This window comes from Streptomyces sp. NPDC001941, from assembly GCF_040296945.1.
GTDB lineage: Bacteria > Actinomycetota > Actinomycetes > Streptomycetales > Streptomycetaceae > Streptomyces.
The window spans coordinates 1-22,087 of the sequence record NZ_JBEOYE010000123.1 but is presented as its reverse complement, the minus strand read 5'-3'; the positions used below and the strand labels follow the sequence as shown (position 1 = coordinate 22,087).

The window sequence follows — 22,087 nt, the reverse complement described above, 5'->3', positions numbered from 1 at the left end:
GGCGGGGGAGCGCCGCCCCGGCCCGTCACCCAGGCTCCCCCGCCTCCCGCACCTCCGTCCCCGCCTCCCGCGAGCTAGCGGCAGCTTGCTTTCCCCTCTCACCTCTTCAGACAAGGAGCCGCGATGAACCGCGTCTTCAGTTTCCCCCGGCCGCGGCCGCGCGGCCTGCTGGGACGCCGCTTCGACATGGACGAACAGCTGGTCCTGCTCGGCGGCGTCGTCCTCGCCGTCGGCCTCCTGGCCGGCCTGCCGGGGATACCCCTGAAGATCACCGGGTGCCTCGGCGCGGCCGGGACGTGTTTCTACGTCACGATCGTCCCCTACAAGGGCCGCACGTTCCTGCGCTGGTACGAGATCCGCCGCACGCACCGAAGGCTCCTGCGCGACGGCAGCCTCCTGTACCGGTCCGCCGCCCCGCTGGCCGGGCGTCGGCGAGATGGCACTGCGGTGCCCGTGGCCCAGCCGGTGGGGGTGCCCGAGTCCCTGGAATGGATCACTGCGAAGACGGCGTACGGCGACATCGCCGTTCTCCTCCAACCCGCCGAGTCCCTGTTCGTGACCTGCATCGAGGTGGAGGGCGCCAAGAACTTCGGCGGCCTCGACGGTGCGGACAAGGAGGCGCTGATCGCCGCCTACGAGTACCTGCTCAAGGAGACCGCGGAGTCGGGCGGCCGCATCGAGTACGTGCAGTGGCTGGCCCGGTTGCTCCCCACCGATCCCAATGCGCACGCCCACGATGCCGCCGCACGGCGGGACCCGGCCGCCCCGTCCTGGCTCAACGACTCCTACGAGCAGTTGGTCGACATGGTCTCCATCTACGCCGAGGACCGCCGGTTGTTCTTGGTGCTGGGCATCCCCTACACGCAGGAACTATCGGCCGAGGCCCTCACCTACAGGACCCTGCACGACGGCTACGGCGAGGTGCTCGGCAAGGAAGTCGAGCAGTTCATCCGGGCACTGGGAGGCGCGCAGTTGCGTTGGGTGCGCAACCTCGACGAGCCCGCGCTCGCCTCTCTGATCCACCACTGCTACGCCCCCGATCACTGGATCAACGACACCCGGGGGATGGACCGGGCCAGCTGCTGGCCCGCTGAGATGGACGGGCGTGAGCCCACCCGTATGGCTGCCCGCAGCTGGGAGGGCGCCGACCCCTGGTACACCGCCACCGCCTGGATCAAGCAGTTCCCGGTCCTGCCGGTCGGGGTCAACTTCATGGCCCCGCTGCTGCTCTACGTCTCAGACGTGATCTTGACGGTCGGAGTGACGATGCGGCTGCTGCCCGCCGACAGAGCGCTTGAGGACGCCATGGCGGACGTCACCAACGAGGCCGGGCAGGCCGACAGCCATCCGGGGAAGATCATCGACCCGCGCGAGGAGCGCGAGCTCGGCGCATCGGCCTCCACCATGCACGACCTCGCCAACGGCGCGGCCGGCGTCCGGCTGACCGGGTGGGTCACGGTCACCGCGCCCGACCCGGAGCTGCTCGTCCAGCACCGCAACACCGTACGGGCGGCCGCGGTCAAGAGCCAGCTGGCGCTGGAGTGGTGTGACTGCGAGCAGTACCGCGCGTTCGCCAACACGCTGCCCATGGTCAGCGGACTGCTGAAGGACTGAGGCACCGCCATGCTCGAGCTCATACGGCGTCAGGCCCAGACCCGACGGCGCACCCTTCGCACCACCACGGCCACCGCCTCGGGTCTCTATCCGGCGGTCGGTGCCCCGTCCTCCGATCCGAGGGGCGTGATCATCGGCCGGGAGATCTACTCCGGCAAGGCCTACATCTACGACCCGTTCGTCCTCTACGACCCCTCTGCCCGTGAGCGGCTGCCCAGCGGCCACGCGCTGGTCCTGGGGAAGTCGGGCTTTGGCAAGTCCTCGCTCGAGAAGTGCTACGTCCTGCGCCAGTTGCGTTTTCGCGACCGCTCGTTCTGCGTCCTCGATGCGCAGGGCGAGGACGGGGTGGGCGAGTGGGACAGCATCGCCAGCTCCCTGGGCGTCACGCCGATCCGCTTGGTGTACGGCGGCGAGGACGGCGAGGGGGTACGCCTCAATCCGCTCGACTCGCGCATCCCTTCCCCGTACCAGTTCAAGATCCTCTGCTCGATGGTGGAGATTGTCGGCGGCCCGCTGAGCAGCGAGAGCGAGTTCTCTCTGTCAGTCGCCCACGCGGCCGCCCGGCAGCGGGCCGCGGCTGAAGGCCGGGCTGCGGTCCTCTCGGACATCCATGACGCGCTGACCAATCCTGAGCCCGCCATGCTCGGCCAGCGTCAGGTCGGCGTCGAGGACATGGTCATGTGGGGGCAGCCTGCCAGTCTCGCGATGGATCACCTGTGCAGTCCCACGCGTGACCTGGCCGGGCTGTTCAATGGTCCCACGACGCCGGGGATCGACCTGGACGCGCGGCTGATCCTCTTCGACCTCACGCGGCTGCCGCGTGAGGGCGAGGCCATGCCCTTGCTCATGAGCGTGATCGGCCCGTGGTTGCGCTATGCGTGGATCAAGCCCGGGGACAGCATCAAGCGCACCCTGATCGTCGAAGAGGCCTGGCACATCCTGTCGCACCGCCCGGTGGCGAGGCTCTTTGAGGAACTCGTCCGCTACGGACGGCGGCTGGGCCTGTCCTTCTGGGCGATTCTGCACCACCTCGGCGACCTGATGGTCGACGAGGCCCCCGAGGCCGCTGCGATCTTGAAACTGACCGCCACCCGGGTCATCTACCACATGGACAAGGCCGAGGCCGACATCACTGCGGACTACCTGCAGCTGCCCGACTGGGCGCGCGAGGCGCTGGTCGACGGGGCCAGCCGTTGCGCTCCGGGCCGGGCCGTGTGGCAGGTCGGCAATCGCATGCATCTGGTGGAGCACATCCGCAGTGCCGCCGAGTCGGAGCTGACCAATACCAACCGCAAGATGACCGAGGCGATCGCCGAGGGCCACCCCGCTGCGGCACCGATCATCTCCATGCGAAAGAGCGCTGCCTGATGGCCGACTGCACCCTCGTCCTCGCCTCGCCGGCTCCCCATACGGCGTCACGGATCGCATTCCCCGGCACGTGCCGCAGCGCGACTGGGCTGCGTTGCCGGGCCCGCCAGGTGGCCCCTGCATCGATAGCCGCCGGGGGTGTTCGATAGTGGCGAAGGTCGTCACCCCGCACTCGGGCAATCGGCTGCACGTGTACAAGGACGCCTGGTGGATCGCCCTGTGTGTTGGTGCGGTTGCTTGCACTCTGTGGGCCTGGATAGCCGCGGTGCTCTCGGGACTGCTCGCGCACGCGTCACCGGCCCTGGTGTCGTGGGGCGAGACCGCATCAGCGGTTCCCGCACTGGTGGAGCACCCCCTGCATCCGCAGGACGCCTTTCCCGCCGGTACGGGCGTGGGTGGCCCGTTCGCCTTCTACCCGCCGTTTCTCGCCGCGGCGGCTGCTACCAGCTGGGGAGCCCGCGCCGGATGGAGGCGCTGGCGCATGTCACGCGAGGAGGGCACCGACGGCCTGGCCACGTCGGCGCAGCTGCAGGAGGCCATGGGTGAGGCCAAGGCGCTCTCCCGTCTGGGAGCCCTGCGCCCGAGTCTGGCCCACTCCTCCACGGCCTCTGAGACGGCGGCACCGTCCAAGCTTCTGCCACGGCGAACCAGGGTGCCGCGGCTTGTCAGCGACGTACCTGTGAGTGAGGTGGCGGTCTTCTGCGGCACAGCCGTCCCCAGCGGGGTGCGCTTGTACATCCCCTACGAGGAGACGGTCCTCATCGTCGCGCCTCCCCGAGAAGGAAAGACCTCACAGCTGATCATGCCGTGGATCCTCGACTTCCCCGGCAGTGTGCTCGCCACCTCATCCAAGACCGACGTTCTCTACGCGACCGCCAAGAGCCGTGAACGGTACGGGCCCGTCATGGTGCTCGACCCGACGGGCCTGTCCAATTGGCCGCTGCAACTGCAGTGGGCCATCACGGATGGCTGCGAGGACTTCACTGTGGCCCGCAAGCGTGCCGAGACACTCACCGGCACCGCGAAGTCTGACGAAGGCACCAAGAACGGCGGCTACTTCGTGATGAACGCGCAGATGCTCATGACGTGCTGGCTGCACGCTGCGGCTCTCGATGGGCTGAGCGGCATGGACATCCTGCGTTGGGCCACCTCACCCACCGAACGGCAGCCGGTCGACATCCTGGCCTCCCATGGCCAGGAGAACCTCGCCCGCGCCCTGGCCGCCCAGCATGCCGCGGCGCCCGAGGAACGGTCGGCCAGCTGGCGTACCGCCGAGCAGTCGATCCTCGCGCTGTACGACCACAAGGTCGCCGCGATCTTCGGGAAGTCCGCCCGCGACGAGAAGAACTTCTCGATCACGAAGTGGCTCACCGAGGGCGGGACGGTGTTCCTCATCGGAGAGGAGGACGAGGGCAGTTCGCTGGCGCCCGCGCTGGCGGCGTTCTCGCGCGCCATCCTGGACACGGCGAAGGTCATCGCCGCGCGGATGCCGAACGGACGCCTCGATCCTCCGTTTGGCCTGTTGGGCGACGAGCTGGCCAACGTGGCCCCCCTTCCGCAGATACCGAGCCTGATGTCGGTCAGCGGTTCACAGAACATCTTCATGGTGGCCGTCCTGCAGAACCTCGCCCAGGCTCACGAGAGATGGGGCGAACAAGGCGTGAGGAAGATGGCCGCGGCCGCGACCATCAAGATCATCTTGGGTGGGGTCTCCGATGAGCAGGAGCTCAAAACGTACTCGCAGCTTGCCGGCGAGTTCGAAGAGGACACCGAATCGATCAATGACGACGGAGACCGTGCGTCCGTCAGCATCTCTACCCGCCGCCGAGCCGTCCTCGAACCCGGCGACATCAGGCAGATCAAGGAGCGAGAGGGCCTGGTCGTCCACCGGCGAACCCCCGTCACACGCGTCAAGTTCGAGCGGATCCACGAGGGGCCGCGCGCCAAGGAGATCAGCGAAGCCACGAAGGAAGCACTGATGAAGGTGAATGCTCATGCCACCGAGGAGTGACCGGTCCCCCTTCCTCCTACCGGCCCCCGGAGGGGGCCTGGGCACCCGCGGGCGTCGCGCCTACGCCACGGGGCGAGTCCTCCCCTCATCGTCTCTCCTTGGTGCCCTGCAAGCTCCACGCCCCCAGCTCCTGCCTGTCCCAGCGGGACTCTGTGGCTCGCGCTGCCGGCAGCGCCCTCCCGGGGAAGGGCTCGAGGAAGATTCCCTGGCAAGCGGCGCACGTACGGCATCGGACCACCAGCTGGCAGGCCGATCCGCCGAGCGGCACAGGCTCAGCACGAGCTGGCGTGGCCTACACATCCAACGCCTGGGCTCGCAGGCGTGCCCCGGTTGGCCTCGTGCAGTGCGGATGTCTCATCGAGCGGCGCACGTGTCATCGCCCGCCCCTCCAGCGCGGGCCGTTCGCTCGCAGCGCGCACGGAAGGCGAGGGAACGTGCCTGATCCGCTCGGCCCTCTCTTCGACGCGCTGGAGTCCATCAACGGCGAGCTCACGGCCTTCGCAGCACGCCTGGCCCGGCTCGAGGACGCACGATCGGTTCGTGACACCTCGCGGCAGGGAGCCTCGGGGGGCGACAGCACCGGCGAGGGTGTGCGCGCACCTGGCGCGCCCGTCGTGTGGCATGAGGTAAAGGGCGAGGATCGTGAAGCTCTGTGGACCGAGTTCACGGCGTGGGTGATCCGCATGGCGGATGCCTTCGAGCTGACTACCGAGCAGCTGCCCCATGCGTGTTGGTGGGAGCACGGAGCAGTCGTGGCGGAGTTGACCGCATTGTGGACCGGCTGGGAGTCGGCCTTCGGAAGCGAACAGGACGCCGCGGCCGGACCCTACTTGTGGCATGACGCCTGGGCTCGCGGTATCGAGCGCATCGGGCGGTCGTGGCTGGGGGAATGCACGAATGGCTACCACCAACCCAAGACACGCACTGTCATGGGTACCAACCCCGCATACCGCAAGAAGATCATCGACACGGGGCCGCCGGGCATCAATCCGGCTGGGCCAGCACAGCCCAGGTCGGGATAGCGCACTGAGGGTGGCCATACGCACTGGCGGTGCGCACTCCTGTCAGGTGATGCTCGTTGCCTGACGGTGTGGCAACTGCACAGGCCGGCTGCGATGCACGGCGCTGATGACATGCGACAGGGCCCTGTCTCTCGGGACGGGAAGAGAGAAGGCCAGGTGACGCGACACACGGACCACCAGGCATCAGGTCAAAGCGATCATCCGACCGCGACGCAGGCTCCGTTCCTCGGACCACCACGGCCACATGAGGACACGCCCGAGCTCGCCACGGACTCGGTCCCTCAGACACAGGCCGAGCGGCTGCATGAGTTCATCAGGGCGCGTCGTGATCATCTCGGGCTGCCTCAAGAGGCGATCGCGGCGCGCTTGAACATCAGCAGCCGCGCGTACCGGGACTGGGAGCGGGGCCGGGTAAAGGCGTGGAAGGACGAGAAGCTGTTCGCTCTGGCCGGCGCCCTTCAGCTGAGCGAGTACCAGGTCACCAGACTGTTCCTTCTCGCACTGGGTCGCCCGCCCGCACTGGATACGGGCCGCACCCTCGGCGTGGTAGCGCCGGGAACAGACGCCGCAGACCTTCTCGATGACTACGCGGTCATGCTCGATTCCCTGGTGCTGCCGTCCGTTGTGGTCGACAAGCGGTGGGACATCCAGATGGCCAACTCCGCCTACCGTGAACTGTTCAGCGCAGTGCGGGCCCACCCCACCGCCATGCCCACGGCCAACCTGCTGCGCTTCGGCCTGTTCCATCCAGATGCCCCGACTGTGCTCGCCGACCACCTCTACTGGCAACTCGCCATGCTGGCACAACTCGCATCCAGCCTCGAACAACACAGTGAGGACAGAGGCCTTCAGGCAATCCGCCGCGACGTCTTCCGCCATGCCGCGCTCCGCGACGCATACCTGACGGACATGCCCAACTGGGTTCTTGGTGCCGGCAGCGACCTCGTTCACCATGAGAGGACAGTGCGTGAGCTTCGGCACCCAGATCCACGCAGAGGACTCCTGGGATGCCGAGTCGTAGACGAGACTTCCCGATCCCTTCGGGCGGTGGGCCTGCTGCGCCTGACGTTTGTCCTAGTGAGCCGCGCGATCCCCTCTTGCCCCTGAGCTATGGAGCGGGCCAGCCGGGGGCCGGGCGAGGCTGGCTGGGTGCCGTGACGTGTGGCGAAATCGCACAGCCCGCTCCGGTGCGCGCACGCCCTTCTCACCGCTGAGTCGACGCGCCGGTGGTACCCGCCCGCGGCCGGGCGTGGAGGTTGCGGATCTCAGATGTCGATCCAGTCGCATTGGAGCGCGTAACCGTCGGCGCGGACTCCGCGCAGGACTTTGGCGGTTCTGAGGGTAGAGGTGAGGATGCCCCGGCGCTGAGCGGCTGTCATCGAGCGCTGCCACTGGTCCAGCGCGTGGCGGGAAGAGACAGGGACATTCAGCTTGAGTTCGCCTCCGCAGGCCAGGAGGTAGTCCTGTGCGTTGCCGAGTTCGCGGCAGTTCTGCGCGGAGAATGCTCGCTTGAGGGCCTCGTGGACGATAGAACGCTCGATGGGGCCGGTCGGGAGCTCGGGGAGGCATCCGGTGGGGCACAGGACGGTCGTCGGACCAGCTCCGTCCGCCAGCAGGAGCCCGCAGTGACCGCAGAGGATGAGCCCGGAGAGCAAGGAGGACGGGTGAGGATCGTTGCCGACACGGGTGGCGAGCTCATCACTGCGTGGGACGAAGACAATCTGCCGCAGATCAGGGCGGCCCGGGGGAACTGTGACCAGACAGGTGGTCGCTGAATGCGCGTTCTGGCTGGTACGCCAGTTGAGCGTCTGGCCGTCGGGCTGATCGTGGGCATTCGGCCCCAAGATGAAACCGGCTCCGGTGGCTTCATTGCCAAGGGCGCACAGTTCTGGATTGTGTGGTTCGGTCGCCAGCCCCTGGCCGAGCGCGTCGGTGAAGCTCTGGGCGACCGCTTCCCAGTTTGCGAGTCTCTTCCTGGCGTCTGAGCTGAACAGCATCCAGCCCATCAGGTTCCATCCCGGTCGATCCAATTCCGGGAATAGGACGTGGGCATATGCGTTGGCCTCGGCCGTTCGCCAGCTGCTGTCGACGAGGAGAGCCGGAACACAGTACTGGTGCAGCACCTGCCGCAGGTAGGGGTCGATCGGTGCGCCTGCCCCCGTCAACCGGGGGCGCTGGGCATGAGGAATGCGCAGAGCTTCGACTATCGCTGCGACCGCCTCTTCGCCCGGCCAGCCAGTACCCTCCTCCAGAGCGAGGTACTGGGCGGTGGAGATGCCAGCTTGCTCGGCGACGTGTGAAGGTTCGAGGTCAGCTCGGGCTCGATAGACGGCAACGACCCTTGCTAGGCCAGCCATCGCCATTCTCGACTCCAGACGTCGATTACGTGCCCACCTGCTTCGGGCTCCCCCAGTGCGTACAACCTTTCTACTGCCCAATGTGGTCTGAGTGGAAGATGCTTCTGGACCCGTTGGAACTGATGCTCCCCGCCTACTCCGGGGGCTTGCGGTCGGTGCGTTGGCCAGGCTGAGCGTCCCAGCCTCACGTCGGCAAGGACTGGGACATCTCGACGGCGGCCGGGCCGAGGGGTGCTCCACGCTCGCGAGCAAGCCTGTTCCCTTGGAAACGTCTCGGGCTCAAACCTGGCCTCACGCACAAGGGAAAACGCCGGCGTGCTAGCTACCGGTATCTCCATGTAGCTACAGTGCTCGCATGGGACAGCAGACCAACATCCGCCTGGACCCGGAACTCAGGGCAGCCGCCGAGGCCCGCGCCAAGCGCCGGGGCCTGAGCCTGCAGGGATACGTGGCAGACCTGATCAAGTCGGATGTGCACGAATCCCGCGCTGCCTTTGAGGCCGGCGCCGCGGCGTTCCTCGCCGCATACACAGACGCGTTCGAAGACGAGGTCGGCGAAGATCGCTACCCCGGCCTCCCTCAGGCTCCGGCGCCGCGGGATGCCGCGTGAACCTCCGCATCGATCTCGCCTGGATCCTGGGAGTCGCCCAGCAGATTCCGGGGGATCCGCAAGTGATCGATTATGGAGTTCCGGTCGCAGCGGAGGCCCGTCATCGGGCGGAGATCCTCGACCACGAGGTGTACCCCGAGCCTCATGAGAAGGCTGCGGCGCTTCTGTGTGAGCTGGCCAGGAACCCGAGCCTGGCGGTGAGGAACCTGCTCTTCGCAGCCACGGTGACCGCCGCTTACCTGGCAGCATGCGGTCTGCCGGTAGGTCCCGGCGTGCAGTCAGTCGTGCCCTTGGCTCGTGCTGCCCGAGAGGGGCTCCCTGTGCAGGAGGTCGCTAACCAGATCAAGACCTGGACGAGTTGACCCACCTGGTGCCTGCTCTGCTCGCAGTTCGAGGTCGCGGAGTGGCCGGATCCGCAAGCAGCGGGCTGTATGAGCGCGCATCGACGAGAACGGAGACGGCCCGCCGATCCGGCGATGAGCAGGCTTTCCAGCAGTGGGTGCAGGAGCCTGCAGTGCCGCACATCTTCGGTGAGACGGCGCCCTGTTGGCCCCAGACGATCTCCAGGGCGTCTCGCGGTGTCGCCAGCTCACTGCAGCGGCTCGAGACAGGCCATGCCGCGTGATGCAGATCACACAGGAATGTGTGGGGATGGTGTCGGATCGGGCTGTTCTGAGCCCCAAGAGGAGAAGGACTTCCCAGCGACGCGAGGAGCCAATCTCCATGGCCACCGACGACCAGACGCCCAGCTACTACATGGTCGAGGACAACGAATCCATCGACACCCACGTAGCGGAACGGATCACCGAGTTCAACTGGCACCAAGGTGCTACAGATGCAGTCTTCGCCCTGTTCCCGATCGACTGGACCGGGAGCAGTGGCGAGCTTGTCACGCTTCGCGCGGATGGAACCGTCGCCCTTGATGTCGACGGCACGTTCGACCTGCCCGAGCCGTTCGATCGTGGTACCCCACCCACGATGATCACCACCACCACCGGCCTGGCGGTTCTCAAGCCCGACCACCCGGCCAACCGCACGATCGAGTCAGGCCTTCAGGCGCTGGGAATCCCGGTGCCTGAGGTGGTCCAGGCCCTGAATGCCCGCGAGGCTGCCCTCGCCGGAGACCACGCCGCGATCCGCGCCTACACCTCGGATGCGCTGCGAAAGTGGAGCGGGTGGAGTGAGCCGATCTCTACCGCGCTGCTCGGCAACTGGGCTGACCCGCTTTACGAACAAGGCAGGCTCTCCCCCGATGCCCTGGGGACTTTCCTTGCGGAGGCCCGCATCATCAATCAGCAGCTCAAGCCAATCTGGGACCGCAAGGCCAACCGGGAATATGTACGAATGCTCGACGCCCCCTGCGGCAACGGCATGACCCTTCACGACGTGCTCACTGCACAGCCGGCCATCGATCCCAGCTTCGAAGGCTTCGAGGACCTGCGCCTGGTCGAGATCCTGCAGGCCCTTTCCCCAGACGAGCGAGCAGTGGCGATGTACCGCAGTCACAGAGGGATCACCAGCTGGCCCGAGGCGGCCATGGCCGCCGGTGTTCCACAGGCGCACGTGGATGCTGTCGCTAACCGGGTCCGCCGGAAGGTCAAGCGGCTTGCCGCCCGCCTCATCGGCGATCCCCTGAGCGCCGGGGTGGAAACGGGGGACGCCCGATGAGCTCACCCGCGCCGGGCCCGTCGCACCCGGCCGTACGCCAGGAGATGGTGCTGCAAATCAACCCGCCGGACCTCCCGGCCTGTTGCGCGCTGCTCGGCACTGGCAGCCTCGGTGCGCTCTTGGTCCAGGGTGCTGTCCCTCCGGGTTCCCCGGTTGTGTGGCCGCTGGTTGTTCTCGCGCTCGGCGCGATGGCATACGACGTCGCGCTCCGCGCTCTGCGCTTCCGCGCTCGCTGACGGCCCGCCTCCTCAAGGAGGCGGGCTGGTGCCCCCCTCCGCCGGGCCAAACAGTGGAGAGCGCTGCAGCCACTGTGACTGAAGGACCGGAATCAACCCGCCATCAAGGTAAGGAGCGCCGTGGCTGGCCCGCACGGCCAGCTACGGCGCTCAGCACTGCCTGCCGGGACGGCGCCGCCCCGGTGACCCTGCGGTCCTAGGCCGCTGGGCCGAGGTCGCCTGAGACGACGGTCCGGATGATCGCGGGCCGGTCCCAGAGGGTGAGAAGCTCATTGGCGAGGTCTACGACGGGCAGCGGGTCCTCGTCGTCGTCTACCTTGATGAAGGCCGCCGACAGGCCGCGAGGGACGGCCTTGGCATCGAGGAGGACGCGCCAGTCCTGTGCCCCGAGCTCCAGGTACTCCAGCCCAGTGAGTCCGGCGATCTCCCGCGGGTCGGCGATCGTGCCAGGGCAGGCGATCAGCGTCCGCAGCCGCGGCAGGCCCATGAGCGACGCAAGGCTGAAAGGCGGACCGTCCCCCGAACGGATGGACAGCACTTCCAGGCCGGAGTGGATGGCAGTCTCCAGGTTTCGCAGGCCGGAGGTGTTGACGTAAGCCACGGCCGGAGGCCGCTGATCCTCCCCGAGTCCGGATTCCGCACCCGGCCTGCCCAGCACCAGGTCGGTGAGGGAGTCGGCGACGAGTGCGGCACCGACGCTCTGCTCGTGAGAGAGGAGGATGACCTGCCCAGCATGTCCGCGGGGACCCGGCGTCAGATCGACGGCCAGCCGGTCGCCGCCTCCGTTGTCACCGAAGACAATCCACCCCGCCGAGCCGACCACCCCCTGCACAACAGCGCCGGGCCGGATGTCGACCGTTTCCCGCGCCCCGAACTGCCAGAGACACTCGCGGGTCGCCGCCTCGGCAACGTACAGGCTCTCCAAGTCGAAGAGCTCGCAGCGAACCGCCTCGGAATGGCGCCGAACCGCCTCGTAGTCGCCACGCCAGTCCTCCCACTTCGCCCGTGTCACCCGGTAGAGCACCTTGAGTTCGTCAGGCAGGGCCATACCCAGGCGTGTCTCCGCGGAGACGATCTCGGCTTCCGTGGCACCCACGGCGTCGGGCAGCCGTTCGCGCAGCCTCCGCTCCAGCAGCGCGGGGTCCACAGACGCCGCCGGCGCAGCCCCGGGCGCCTGATCGGGGAGGCGATGCCAAGGAGCGGGAAGCGCGCCCTCGGCCAGGACGAGCGCTCCGGGATGCGGGCCGGCACTGTGCTCCACCGCCGGGCCGTGCTCAAGTATGTGGAGCACAGCTCTCCCCGCAGGCTCGATCTCTACAGCGAACGAAACGACTTCAATGCCGTCGTTCAGCAGAGCGCCGCGCACCCGCTCGACGGCGTCACGCTCGTCCCGGCCATGCCCGATGGGCACGCTCCAGCCGCCCCGCCCGACAAAACCCGTCACGCGGGCGCCCGGGACGGCAAGGCGATCCCTGTGGCTCGCTCGCAGGAAACGCAACACAGACTCCCAAGTCGCGAAAGCGTGAATCGGGAGAGAAGGGCTCTGTTGATCATCCATGCGCCGACCGTACGCGGAGCGGCCGACAACCGACCGCGCAGTCCCCCAGCGTCCGGGGCCGACAAGGACACCCAGCCGGGCCAACAGCAACGTCTTCGCTCAGCGGTTACAGCGTGCGCAGCACGCAGACGACTTTTCCGAGGATGGCGGCGTGGGTGGCATCGATAGGCGGGTAGTTCGGGTTCTCGGCTACGAGCCAGGTCTGTGCGTCTTGCCGGCGGATTCTCTTGACCGTCGCTGCTCCGTCGAGGAGCGCGGCGACGATTTCGCCATGTTCGGCCTGGGCCTGGGCACGGATGACGACAATGTCACCGTTGCGGATGTGTGCTCCGGTCATGGAATCGCCGGAGACGGTGAGCGCGAAGAGTTCGCCGGTGCCGACGATCTGCCGGGGCAGGATGAGCGTGTCTTCGGCGGATTCTTCCGCGAGGAGGGGTGGTCCTGCCGCAATACGTCCGAGCAGGGGAATCTCTACAGCGTCCACCTCGCCAGCGGGCCGATTGCCGCTTGCGGCCTTCTGGGCCGGCTGGAGCGCGCTGACCGTGTAGGAGCGGGCGCGGTGCGGGTCACGATGTATGAGGCCCATGCGCTCGAGATTGCGGAGCTGGTGGGTGACCGATGAGGTGCTTTCCAGTCCTGCGTAGGCGCCAATTTCTCGCAATGAAGGCGGGTAGCCGCGGGTCCGGACGGACTCTTCTATGCTAGCCAGAACGTAGCGTTGTGTAGCGGTCAGTCCGTCCGCTCCGGTGGAGACTCCGGGCGGCCGTCCGGCTCTGCTCGCTTTTCGTGCCGGTGCCATACCGTCTCCCCCTTCAACCGCCCTTATATGAGCCTATCTTGATGTCCCGGGCTACTGTTGGGCATTTCCCTTGCGGCCCCATTCCGCGCCGCGCCGTGCGCGGATCCGTCAGTCCTGGATCGGCTGCCATCTCGGCCTCGTGCTCCCCACCGTCCCGCGGCGACCGCCTCGTGGGCTGACGGTGACCACGGTCGTCGCCCCTCGGGCGTCGGGCTCCAGGCGCGATCATCAACGGTCTGTCAGCGCGCATTCACCGCATGCGCGTCGGTGCCAACGTCGTCAGGCCTGCAGGGGTCTCCCGCTCCAACACGGCACGGCCGGGGGCGGGATGCCTTCCTCGTCCCGGTGCGGGAACGGGTTCAGCGCTGCACGCGCTGCGCACAGCGCCGTTGCCATGACCACCCGCGGGCCGGTTGGTGCGTCTGCGCCACACGATCTTCGGGTTGTCCTAGAGTCGGAGGCAACTTCCCGGATCGCCCGGGCTCGCCGGGCAGCCGGGCGGTCCCCCACCGGCGCCGGGGCCCTCGCGGCGGCCGTCACCGCCCGTTCCCTGGCCGCCATCGGTGACCATCGCGGAGCCCGAGCAGCCGTCACGGCCATGCAGGCCCTCGCCAAGCGCCTCGACGGGCCGGAGGCCGACGACACCTGGTTCGGGTATCCGCCGCAGAAGCACTTCGTGCATCTCTCCCAGGCGTACACCCTCCTCGGGGACACCCAGGCCGCCTGTACAGCACAAGACGAAGCCCTGTACCTGACGACCTCGCCCTCGGTGATGACCCGGGCTCTGATCTCGGTGGACACCGCCACCTGTCTGCGCAACGACGGCGCCCCCTCCGCTGCCGCCGATATGGCGGCCGGGGTCTACGACCGCCTCCCCGTCGCCTACCGCGAGGGCCTGATCCGCTCCCGCACCCAAGCCCTGCACCAGTCGTTGACCGGCCGTGCCCGGGACCTCCTCGGCCAGGCGCTTGCCCGAGTGATCAGGCGAGTGCTTTCCAGGAGGTTCTCAGAGGGCCCGGCGCATGGAGGGCCTCGTATACGCGAGGCACTCACTGGGGCAATGCTGGATGTTCAGTCTCCGGGCCGCGCACCGGAGCGACGGGATGATCGTCTCCCGTCACTCTGGGTGGCAGCGATCGGACACAACCGGCCGTGGGATAACGTCGCCATGAGCTGCCCCGAGGACATGCTGGATTGTCTGCACAGCTGTTCATCCGTCCACCGCACAGGGCGATTCCGGAGGATCCTGGAGCGTGCGGGATCTGCAAGCGTGCCAGGGTAGTCAGATGAGTAAGCGCATCTTGCGGACGGAGCGGGAGACGCGCGTTGAGTACGCCGCGTTCTCGCTCGGCGCGTTCTGTCTCGACAGCGAGCCTGAAGACCTACCGGGCATCGGCGCAGACACCGTGCTGGCGACCGGGCGGACCGTCGTTGTGGTCCGTAGTCAGGTCGCACAGCACGATGCCCAGGTGCTCGTTGAGGTGTGGGACGGAGAGCCCGGCGCTGGGGTGGACGGCGAACTGCTCGGGGAGAGAGTGATCGAGTTCCCCACAGGGATCCTTGCGGTCACCGATTTCTGGCGGACGCCGATGGGCGAGCCGATTCCCCTGGGGGCTCCGGGTGGGTACCGCATCCGGGTGGGCCGCACGAACCGGTTCGCGCCCGAGGACCTGCCAGGGCTGCGGGCCGGTTCGCTTGAGCCGGTGGAGGCGTATCACGTCCAGGTGTGGCCCGCGGGCACCGTGGGATGAGCCAGGACGGTGTCTAGCGCTGGATCTCGAGGTAGTACGACTCACGGTGCAGGATGCGTTCTGCCTGGTACCAGCTGTTGAGGAGATTGCCGGCGTTGTAGTTCTGCGTGCCGTCGAGGTAGCGGACCGAGTAGTTGCCGTTGCCCAGGCCTGCGCCTTCCCAGCTGGAGGCGAAGGGGTACTCGTCGCACTGCTGGTCCGGCGGCGGGGAGGGGTTCATGGCCTTGCACGCCGCGATGCGCACGCTGGCGTTCTGCTGGATGCGGGTGCTGGCGTCGGGGTCCCAGTTGACGGACATGAGGCGGTGCAGGGGCTTGCCGGAGTCGATGGAGCCGGGGACCTGCTTGTCAGCCTTGGGCGGGTAGGTGTTGGCCGCGTCGTTCATGGCGTCCCAGATGTGGATGGCCACGGCCCCGTGGTCGGGGTTGGAGCGCGAGTAGCCGTAGAAGACCGGCATGATGTCCAGGAAGACGGTGGCTCCCTTGGAGCCGAGGTAGAGCGCGGAATCGGCCCGGCCGTTGGTCCGCTCCAGCTTCAGCCAGCCGGCGTTGACGTCGGAGCGTCCGAACTGGGCGATGCCGCAGCGTGAGACCTTGTCGCCAGAGTAGCCGTCCTCCTTCGCGGAGGAGACGGAGAAGACGGCGGTGGCCAGGCTGCGCCACTGGGCGAAGGTGCTGGGTGAGTTGCCGGTGGAGGCACAGGCGGGGTTGGAGCCGTCGGTGCCGCTGTAGCCGGAGGTGGTGTAGGTGATCTCGAAGGTGATCAGGTTCGGGTCCAGGACCATGCCGGTGTTGACGAAGTGGTCGGCGCCGGTGGTGAAGTACATCGAGCGCGAGCCCTTGTCGCCGCGGCCTGCGGTGGCCAGGCGGAACGTGGTCTGGCCGGTGATCTGGCCCGCCGGGTTGACGGAGTAGATAACCGAGGGGCGGATCGCGCACCAGTTGTAGCGGTCGAGGGTGGAGACGGTGCGGGCGTCTCCGTACAGGGTGCGGCAGGTGGAGAGGGTGACGTAGGGCTCGGACTGGATCGCCGGCCCGGCCTTGGCCTGGGGCGCGGCGGGGGCCTTGGCGGCAGGACTGTGCTCGGGCTGGTCGGCATCCACTGCCGACGGCGCGGGCGGGGCGAGCGGGGCAGTGCCGTGGTTGAGGGTGTCGGGCAGGCGGGAGCCGACGGGCAGCAGCGGGGTTTCGGGCGTGACGGCGGGGCCGAAGACCGCGCGCACGGGCTGGTTGGCATCCTCGCTGGCGTGGGCGGGCCCGCCCAGGCCCAGGAGCAGCGTCAGGGAGACGAGGGCGGCATACGCCGCCGGAGCTCTGGTCATGAGCGTGCACCGTAGGGCTGGCCGGCGACAGGGGCCAGACGGGCCGCGCGCCATGCGGACCGGCCGGCTGGGGCCTCGGGGGGCGCTGCTAGGCCGGCAGTGTGGCGCTGTTCGGGGTGCCGTGGTGCGGGTCGATGGTCGCGTTGACGCTGATGGTGAGTGTGGTCGTGCCGACGCGGACGGTCCAGCTCGCGAGGCTGCTCGCCGCGGGTGTAGCGCGGAGCGCGGCGGTGGGGTTGCGCTGGGTATCGGGGTGACGTAGGGCGGGGGTGTCCGCATGGAGGTGGGGTGCGCAGGTGCGGTGCCAGAGCCGCAGGAGTGCTCCCCCGGTGTGTAGGCGGGCGTCGAGCTGGGTGGCGAGGGCCAGGCTGCAGGAGCGTTCGGCTTTCTCGACGCGTTCGATGAGGCTTGCGCTGACGTGCAGGATGCGGCCCAGTTCCGCCGTGGTCAGTGCGCGCAGGGTGCGCCAGTTGCGGACCTCCACGCCGAACCAGTGGCGTGGAGAGAGGGTGTCGTCGAGATCTCGGGGCCGCTGGCCCACTGCTCACTCCCCTGGGTTCTATGCGGACATCCAGGCTCCGGCAACTGTCCGCGAGAGCTGGCTGGATGGCACACCGTAGACCTTGTTCCCGCGGATGGTGGAGCGGAAGGCCGTCAGACGGGAGGCATGCGGGGTGTGTCCCGCTGGACACGCCGAAGGCAAGCGGCCACCTCCCGTCCTGCGGGCCCCGGACGGGCATCCCCGCGGGGTCCGGATATGCGGCTCGTCGCCGGAGCGTCCGCGGCGCTGTCGGCTGGCCCGGGCCTGCAGGGACACTGCTCGGCCGTGCCGGGCGGGGATATCGGGAAGACGCGGGCAGGGCCGGCGGCTAGGGTGCGTTTCCTGACTGCCGCTGCATCGTGCGCGCGGTCGTGGATCGATCCTGGGGTGGGACATGAACACGCGCATACGCGTGACGGTGGCGGCTGCGACGATGGCGTTGCTGGTGGGGATGTCGGCGTGCACGGCCGACGGCGCTCGCCAGGCGGTGGAGTCGGCACCGAAGGCGGCGGACAAGACGGTCGACACCTCCAAGTCGGTCCTCGCCTTGTTGATGGCAGCGGATGAGCGGACGCAGAAGGCCCAGTCTGCGAAGGTGACAGCGTCGATGGTGACGGCGGACGGGTCGAAGGGCATGAACGCCCGCGGGATCTGGAGCTGGGGTGAGCACTCCGGGTTCGAGATGGAGTCGCCCGCCGCGGAGATGGACATGCAGGACTTGGTCGCGGACGGCACGATCACCTGGCGGTTCGTCGACGGCACCTACTACTACGAGGTCGACCCCGCTGACGATGGCCCCTTCAAGGGCAAGCGCTGGCTGAAGCTGGACGCGGCGGCCATCATGGGCAAGAAGGCCGCCGCGCAGATGAAGGCGGCCAGCACCGGAGGGATGGATCCCACGCAGGCCCTGCGCAGCATCCGCTACGCCAAGGAGGCCCGGGACCTGGGGCAGGAAACGGTCGCAGGCCGTAGCGCGCGTCACTACCAGGCCACGACGCGGCTGGACCAGTTGAAGGGCAAGAGCTCGGGTGAGCTGTTCAGGAGTCTGCCGGCCTCGCAGACCGGCGGGAACATCACCTCCATCACCTGTGACATCTGGCTGGACGCACAGGGCATGCCGGTCCGGCTCGGACAGAAGGTGGGCAAGATGCGCATGGACTTCACCTTCGAGGAGTTCGGCCGCGTCAGGCCGGTCCTCGCGCCCCCCGCCTCCCAGACGGCGGACCTGCGCTCCATGCTCTCCAACAGCGCTGAGCACGCTGACTGATCAGGTCCTCTGAGCCCCGGTAGCGCCCTGTAGGGTGAAAAGTCCCTGGTGGACCGTGGCCGGTGCTCATAGGATCGGCAGTGATCACGGCCGAACGGGCCTGGGACAAACAGGGGAGACGCGTATGTGTGACACGACGTGGGGTGTGGCGGGGGATCCGAACTGGGACCTGTGCGACCCGAACTGGAATCTGCGTGACCCGAACTGGAGTGTCACCGACCCGAACTGGCCGGCCTGCTGATGGTGCGGCCGCGTCATCAGTTCAGCCCGTGGAACCACCCTCACGGGTACCTGATAGCCCTGGTTCCGCAGGCGTTCTTCGCCGTGGTGAGCGACGAACGGTTCATCCGCGCGCTGATGGTGCTGGCTGTGGCCGGTACCGCCTTCAGGTATGCGTCTGCGTGGGCACAATGGCAGGCCGCGGGCAAGCTCGGCTCGTGGGGCAGACGCCGGCAGAAGCCTGCTGAGGGGACGCCCGGGCTGTGAACGGTATCGATCTCGAAGGCGCCTCGCTGCTCGCGGTGACGCTGCTCTTCTCGACGCTGGTGGCGTTCAACGTGCGCGGTGCGGCCCAGTTGTTCAACCTGGCGGTCTCGAAGATGACCTTCGGCCTCATCCCTGTCGACGACGCCATCGTCCACCTCTACCGGCGGATCGCTCAGGTCATGGCGGGCCTGTGCACGATCGGTGTCATTGTCACCGTGGTGACCGCCGTTACCTGACCTCGGCACCGCGTTACCAGGGATTGCCCGGCACGTCCCTACCGCGAGGGTCTCCTCCGGTGTCGCCGGTGGTGCCGGGTTGCTGGTGACGGTGTGCTCACCTCACGCTGGGCGGCGTGCCAGCGCAGCCGTTCCCGGCGCAGGCGGCGCCGTCGCAGCTCCCGCCTCATTCGCCTGCGCCACGCGGTGCCCACGACCACGAGCAGTGCCAGCGCGAAGAGTGATGCGGTGACGGCTTGGGCGATGCAGGCCATGGTCAGGCGGGTCCAGGACAGGCCGTAGGCGATCGCTGCGCAGCCTGCGGCGGCCAGGCCGAGTGCGAGTGCGTGGCGGCCGGTCGGCTCCGGAGCCGGGGTGCCTTTCCTCGCGGCCCAGCCTTTGATGGCTTCGGCGAGCAGGAGGGCTGCCAGGACCATCGCTTCGAGTACGAGCAGCAGCACGGTCAGTCCGAGATCGGCTAAGAATTCCACGTCCTCATGCTCGTGGCCGCGATCCGCGGCCCGCCTGAGTAGGGCTACTCGCACGGCCTGAGCTCTCGTCCGCTTGTGCCCGGGGAAGTCTCGACCGTGTCGTCATCGTCGGCGTGGTGGTGAGGTGAGGGCAGCCCGGGTACCGCGCGGGCGGGGCGGACACGGCTGAAACGGCGCCCGCCCCTTTGATTCGTCCTGCGCTGCAAGCCCTCCCCCAAAGGGCGACTCAAAGGATGCGGTGCTGTCCGCTGCTGGCCAGCGTCTCACCGGTGCTCGGCATGTGCTGCCCGGCCGATTGGTGAGGTCACCCGTGCAGGCCGGTGCCCTTCCAGCAGTCCTGGATCTGTCCGCTGGCATGCCGTACGCGGGCGTCGATTGCGTGGCCCAGGGTCAGTGCGGTGGCCACCATGCGTACGGCCGGGGTGTCCAGGGTGAGGATGGCCAGGAGGTGTTCGAGGTCGGCGGTGAAGTCCTCGATGGTGTGGGGTGTGTCGAACAGGCTCTGGCCCAGCAGATCCAGGAGCTCGGCGAGTTCTTCGGTGTCCGGCTCGCGGTCGGCGGCCCGGCGCAGGAGTGCGTGGGTCTGCCACAGGGTGTCGAGTTCCCAGGCGGGCAGGGCCGCCAGGAACATGCCCGTGCCGGTGCCCAAGGTGGTGGGGGTGGCGGTGGTCAGGTCGGCGGTGAGGCGTCCGATGAGGCCGGCGGCGGTGTCGAAGGTGAGCGCGGGCAGGCCGTAGACGTCGTCCCCGCGGACGTACGCGGCGCCCGCGGCCAGGCCCAGCACCTTCTCGTCCAGGTAGGCCACGCGGTGCAGCCAGCCCGGGTCGCCAGGCAACACCCGTACGACTTCCGCTCCCACCTGTTCCATGTTCCCGCCGCCTCTCGACTCCACGGCCCATGGCAGCCGTTGCGGCCGCCTGGGGACAACCTGGCTCCCGCCCATCAGCGGCAAACACAAAGGCCCAGGCCGGGATCTCGTTCGGGGGACGTTGCGGTAAGTCACGCATTCGTGCTCCTCAGCGGCGCTTTACTGAGGGATGGGTGTGCTGGTCGATGTCAGAGGGGCGGGACATGGGCGGGTCGGACAGGCGAGTGCCGGTGGAACTGCGGCAGCTGCGCGGGCGCCTCGAGGCTGTCCTGGAAGCCTCTGCAGTGTTGTGTGTCAGCGGCCTCGACGCGGCGCCCAGTCATCACCGTCGTCAGGCGGCGGCGCTGGTGCAGTGGATGCTGGAGGAGCTTCATCAGCAGGCGGCCGTGGTCCGGCTCGCACCGCCCGCCCAGGGCGGGCGCACGGCGGTGGCCGATGCCCTGTGGCAGGCCTTGGTCCCCGACCAGAGCCGGCGCCCGCGGCTGCTCGCTGACGCCGAACACCACCTGGACCGCCTCCTGGCCCGCCGCAGCCAGACGATCCTCCTCGTCGAGGAAGCCGACCGGCTGCGCAGCGAGGGCTTGTTGTGGCTGTATGCGCGCTGGCGCACGGTCGTGGAGGCGGGCGGGGCGGCGGTGCTGGTGCTGACCGGGGGGCAGCCGCTGGTGAAGGTGCTGCGCCGGCCGCTGCTGGCGTCCCTGCGCAGCAGTGTGTACGTCCATCACCACCTCAGCACCCGCGAGAGCGGCCTGAGCGCGGCCCCTACGGTGCCCGCGCAGGGGGTCGGCGGCCCCGGGCAGGGCGCCGGACCGGAGGCCTTGGGGCAGGGGGCGGGGCTGGAGGGGATGTTCGTGCGTCCGGAGATCGCCTCGGTCACCCACCATCCGGACGGGAAACAGAGTGTGGAGTGGGCACCGGCCATCTGGACGCTGGCGCACCGCGGGTACAGCGGCGGCGGCCGCCTCAATGTGTGGGCCCACCCTGACGAGGGCAGCGCTCTCAAGGCCGGGGCGCGGCTGGCGATGGAAAGCGGCCTCGATGAGGATCCGGACGCGCGCCGCCTCTACGCGGCGGGCGCCTTCGAGCAGGTTCTACAGCGCTATGAGGACACGCACCCCGACACGCATCTGCTGCGCGTGCAGGCCGCGTTCCTGGAGCACGACACCCTATAAACCTCATGCGGGCTCGGGACCCCGGCCAGACCCGGATCCCGGGCGGGGTGCGTACGCTGTCAGCCAGGGGGTGTGTGGTGAGTGAGTTCGGGGCGCCGCGGGTTGCCGGTGCGGAAGTCTTGGCCCAGCGGGATGTGCTGGCGGATGAGGTGGTGCACGCGTTGCGGATGGCCGGGCTGCCCGCCCACCGCTGCGGTGTGCGGTCACACGAGTGCCCGCCGGGTGCGGGGGTGGAGGTCTCGCCTGAGGAGGATCTCTACGTCGCCGCGGTGATGGTGAGCTGGGGCAGTGACGAGTCCGTGTACGAGGCCGCTCTCACGGCGAAGGCCGCCGGAGACCACTACGGTCCTGCGGTGCGCCGGGGCGGGATCACCGGCCTGCACATGCAGCCGGCCCTGGTCAGGATCCTGCTGTCGGCGGGCATCCTGGCCACGCTCAACAACGACACCGACGTTCAGGACCTGGTGCTGGTCTTCGGCCGGATGTCCGACCTGCCGCCCGCACTGCGCGTCGCCGTCCACCAATGACCCGATTGACCTAACGACGTCAGGGTTCGGGGTTCGGCTGCCTCATCCGAGGACTTACGAGTTGGTGCGTGATAGCGGGTGGGACGTGTCTGCCCTGTTCAGGGGCTTGCTCAGTCGGTGATGTTGCGGTCGGAGACGAGGGCGGCGATGGCTTGGTAGGTGTCGGGGAGACGGTCGCGGCGGTGGGTCCAGCGCTGGAGTTGTT

At 68.4% G+C, this 22,087-nt stretch carries 21 protein-coding genes; 14 read left to right on the top strand and 7 right to left on the bottom strand.

All coding sequences use genetic code 11. The features are described 5' to 3' along the window. The first annotated feature begins 123 nt into the window (after window positions 1–123). The 5 genes from ABT160_RS42050 to ABT160_RS42030 all read left to right on the top strand — a co-directional run bounded on the left by ABT160_RS42050 (window position 124) and on the right by ABT160_RS42030 (window position 7,122). Entirely contained in the window at window positions 124–1,614 is a 1,491-nt protein-coding gene (locus ABT160_RS42050; RefSeq protein WP_351654314.1) for an SCO6880 family protein, read from the top strand. A gap of 9 nt (window positions 1,615–1,623) precedes the next feature. After that, the gene (locus tag ABT160_RS42045) at window positions 1,624–2,982 is read left to right on the top strand and encodes a putative type IV secretion/conjugal transfer ATPase (protein WP_351654313.1); all 1,359 of its coding nucleotides are present in this window, start codon (window positions 1,624–1,626) and stop codon (window positions 2,980–2,982) included. Between the two features lie 148 nt (window positions 2,983–3,130). Next, a complete protein-coding gene (locus tag ABT160_RS42040; protein ID WP_351654311.1) occupies window positions 3,131–4,993 on the top strand; it encodes a type IV secretory system conjugative DNA transfer family protein in 1,863 nt (620 codons plus the stop codon). Between the two features lie 434 nt (window positions 4,994–5,427). After that, window positions 5,428–6,015: a hypothetical protein gene (locus ABT160_RS42035; RefSeq protein WP_351654310.1), complete on the top strand. Its 588-nt coding sequence runs from the start codon at window positions 5,428–5,430 to the stop codon at window positions 6,013–6,015. A 156-nt stretch (window positions 6,016–6,171) separates the two neighbouring features. Then, on the top strand, window positions 6,172–7,122 hold the full coding sequence (locus ABT160_RS42030; RefSeq protein ID WP_351654308.1) for a helix-turn-helix domain-containing protein: 951 nt from the start codon (window positions 6,172–6,174) through the stop codon (window positions 7,120–7,122). A 158-nt stretch (window positions 7,123–7,280) separates the two neighbouring features. Here ABT160_RS42030 and ABT160_RS42025 read toward each other — a convergent pair whose 3' ends face one another. Continuing rightward, a complete protein-coding gene (locus tag ABT160_RS42025) occupies window positions 7,281–8,378 on the bottom strand; it encodes an MmyB family transcriptional regulator (protein WP_351654306.1) in 1,098 nt (365 codons plus the stop codon). Between the two features lie 349 nt (window positions 8,379–8,727). Between ABT160_RS42025 and ABT160_RS42020 the strand changes: the two genes are divergently transcribed. The 3 genes from ABT160_RS42020 to ABT160_RS42010 all read left to right on the top strand — a co-directional run bounded on the left by ABT160_RS42020 (window position 8,728) and on the right by ABT160_RS42010 (window position 10,650). Then, the gene (locus ABT160_RS42020; RefSeq protein WP_351654304.1) at window positions 8,728–8,982 is read left to right on the top strand and encodes a hypothetical protein; all 255 of its coding nucleotides are present in this window, start codon (window positions 8,728–8,730) and stop codon (window positions 8,980–8,982) included. Further along, the gene (locus ABT160_RS42015; RefSeq protein WP_351654302.1) at window positions 8,979–9,344 is read left to right on the top strand and encodes a hypothetical protein; all 366 of its coding nucleotides are present in this window, start codon (window positions 8,979–8,981) and stop codon (window positions 9,342–9,344) included. Before ABT160_RS42020 ends, ABT160_RS42015 begins: the two co-directional genes overlap by 4 nt. Before the next feature lie 361 nt (window positions 9,345–9,705). Continuing rightward, on the top strand, window positions 9,706–10,650 hold the full coding sequence (locus ABT160_RS42010; protein ID WP_351654301.1) for a hypothetical protein: 945 nt from the start codon (window positions 9,706–9,708) through the stop codon (window positions 10,648–10,650). 432 nt (window positions 10,651–11,082) lie between these two features. On the opposite strand, the gene ABT160_RS42005 is transcribed toward ABT160_RS42010, so the two are convergent. Both ABT160_RS42005 and lexA read right to left on the bottom strand, forming a co-directional pair. Further along, complete coding sequence (locus ABT160_RS42005) at window positions 11,083–12,444, bottom strand: SMI1/KNR4 family protein (protein WP_351654299.1); 1,362 nt, start codon at window positions 12,442–12,444, stop codon at window positions 11,083–11,085. A 106-nt stretch (window positions 12,445–12,550) separates the two neighbouring features. Continuing rightward, the gene (lexA, locus tag ABT160_RS42000; RefSeq protein WP_351654297.1) at window positions 12,551–13,243 is read right to left on the bottom strand and encodes a transcriptional repressor LexA; all 693 of its coding nucleotides are present in this window, start codon (window positions 13,241–13,243) and stop codon (window positions 12,551–12,553) included. A gap of 598 nt (window positions 13,244–13,841) precedes the next feature. Between lexA and ABT160_RS41995 the strand changes: the two genes are divergently transcribed. Both ABT160_RS41995 and ABT160_RS41990 read left to right on the top strand, forming a co-directional pair. Continuing rightward, a complete protein-coding gene (locus ABT160_RS41995) occupies window positions 13,842–14,525 on the top strand; it encodes a hypothetical protein (RefSeq protein ID WP_351654295.1) in 684 nt (227 codons plus the stop codon). Between the two features lie 4 nt (window positions 14,526–14,529). After that, window positions 14,530–14,994: a hypothetical protein gene (locus ABT160_RS41990; protein WP_351654293.1), complete on the top strand. Its 465-nt coding sequence runs from the start codon at window positions 14,530–14,532 to the stop codon at window positions 14,992–14,994. 13 nt (window positions 14,995–15,007) lie between these two features. Here ABT160_RS41990 and ABT160_RS41985 read toward each other — a convergent pair whose 3' ends face one another. Both ABT160_RS41985 and ABT160_RS41980 read right to left on the bottom strand, forming a co-directional pair. Next, window positions 15,008–16,315 carry a NucA/NucB deoxyribonuclease domain-containing protein gene (locus ABT160_RS41985; RefSeq protein ID WP_351654291.1) on the bottom strand — a complete coding sequence of 436 codons (1,308 nt, stop codon included), beginning with the start codon at window positions 16,313–16,315 and terminating at the stop codon, window positions 15,008–15,010. 88 nt (window positions 16,316–16,403) lie between these two features. Beyond that, window positions 16,404–16,856: a helix-turn-helix domain-containing protein gene (locus ABT160_RS41980; RefSeq protein WP_351654290.1), complete on the bottom strand. Its 453-nt coding sequence runs from the start codon at window positions 16,854–16,856 to the stop codon at window positions 16,404–16,406. 394 nt (window positions 16,857–17,250) lie between these two features. Between ABT160_RS41980 and ABT160_RS41975 the strand changes: the two genes are divergently transcribed. Both ABT160_RS41975 and ABT160_RS41970 read left to right on the top strand, forming a co-directional pair. Next, window positions 17,251–18,123 (top strand): SCO4651 family lipoprotein, encoded by an 873-nt coding sequence (locus tag ABT160_RS41975; protein ID WP_351654288.1) that lies wholly within the window; start codon window positions 17,251–17,253, stop codon window positions 18,121–18,123. 482 nt (window positions 18,124–18,605) lie between these two features. Beyond that, window positions 18,606–18,845 (top strand): hypothetical protein, encoded by a 240-nt coding sequence (locus ABT160_RS41970; protein ID WP_351654286.1) that lies wholly within the window; start codon window positions 18,606–18,608, stop codon window positions 18,843–18,845. Window positions 18,846–18,883: 38 nt separating this feature from the next. Here the strand turns inward: ABT160_RS41970 and ABT160_RS41965 are convergent, their stop codons facing one another. Both ABT160_RS41965 and ABT160_RS41960 read right to left on the bottom strand, forming a co-directional pair. After that, the gene (locus tag ABT160_RS41965; RefSeq protein ID WP_351654285.1) at window positions 18,884–19,315 is read right to left on the bottom strand and encodes a hypothetical protein; all 432 of its coding nucleotides are present in this window, start codon (window positions 19,313–19,315) and stop codon (window positions 18,884–18,886) included. A gap of 304 nt (window positions 19,316–19,619) precedes the next feature. Further along, window positions 19,620–20,183 carry a hypothetical protein gene (locus tag ABT160_RS41960; protein WP_351654283.1) on the bottom strand — a complete coding sequence of 188 codons (564 nt, stop codon included), beginning with the start codon at window positions 20,181–20,183 and terminating at the stop codon, window positions 19,620–19,622. Between the two features lie 230 nt (window positions 20,184–20,413). Between ABT160_RS41960 and ABT160_RS41955 the strand changes: the two genes are divergently transcribed. Beyond that, the gene (locus tag ABT160_RS41955; RefSeq protein WP_351654281.1) at window positions 20,414–21,355 is read left to right on the top strand and encodes an ATP-binding protein; all 942 of its coding nucleotides are present in this window, start codon (window positions 20,414–20,416) and stop codon (window positions 21,353–21,355) included. A gap of 119 nt (window positions 21,356–21,474) precedes the next feature. Beyond that, window positions 21,475–21,882, top strand: a complete 408-nt coding sequence (locus ABT160_RS41950) for a hypothetical protein (RefSeq protein WP_351654279.1) — start codon at window positions 21,475–21,477, stop codon at window positions 21,880–21,882. The last annotated feature ends 205 nt before the right edge of the window (window positions 21,883–22,087 follow it).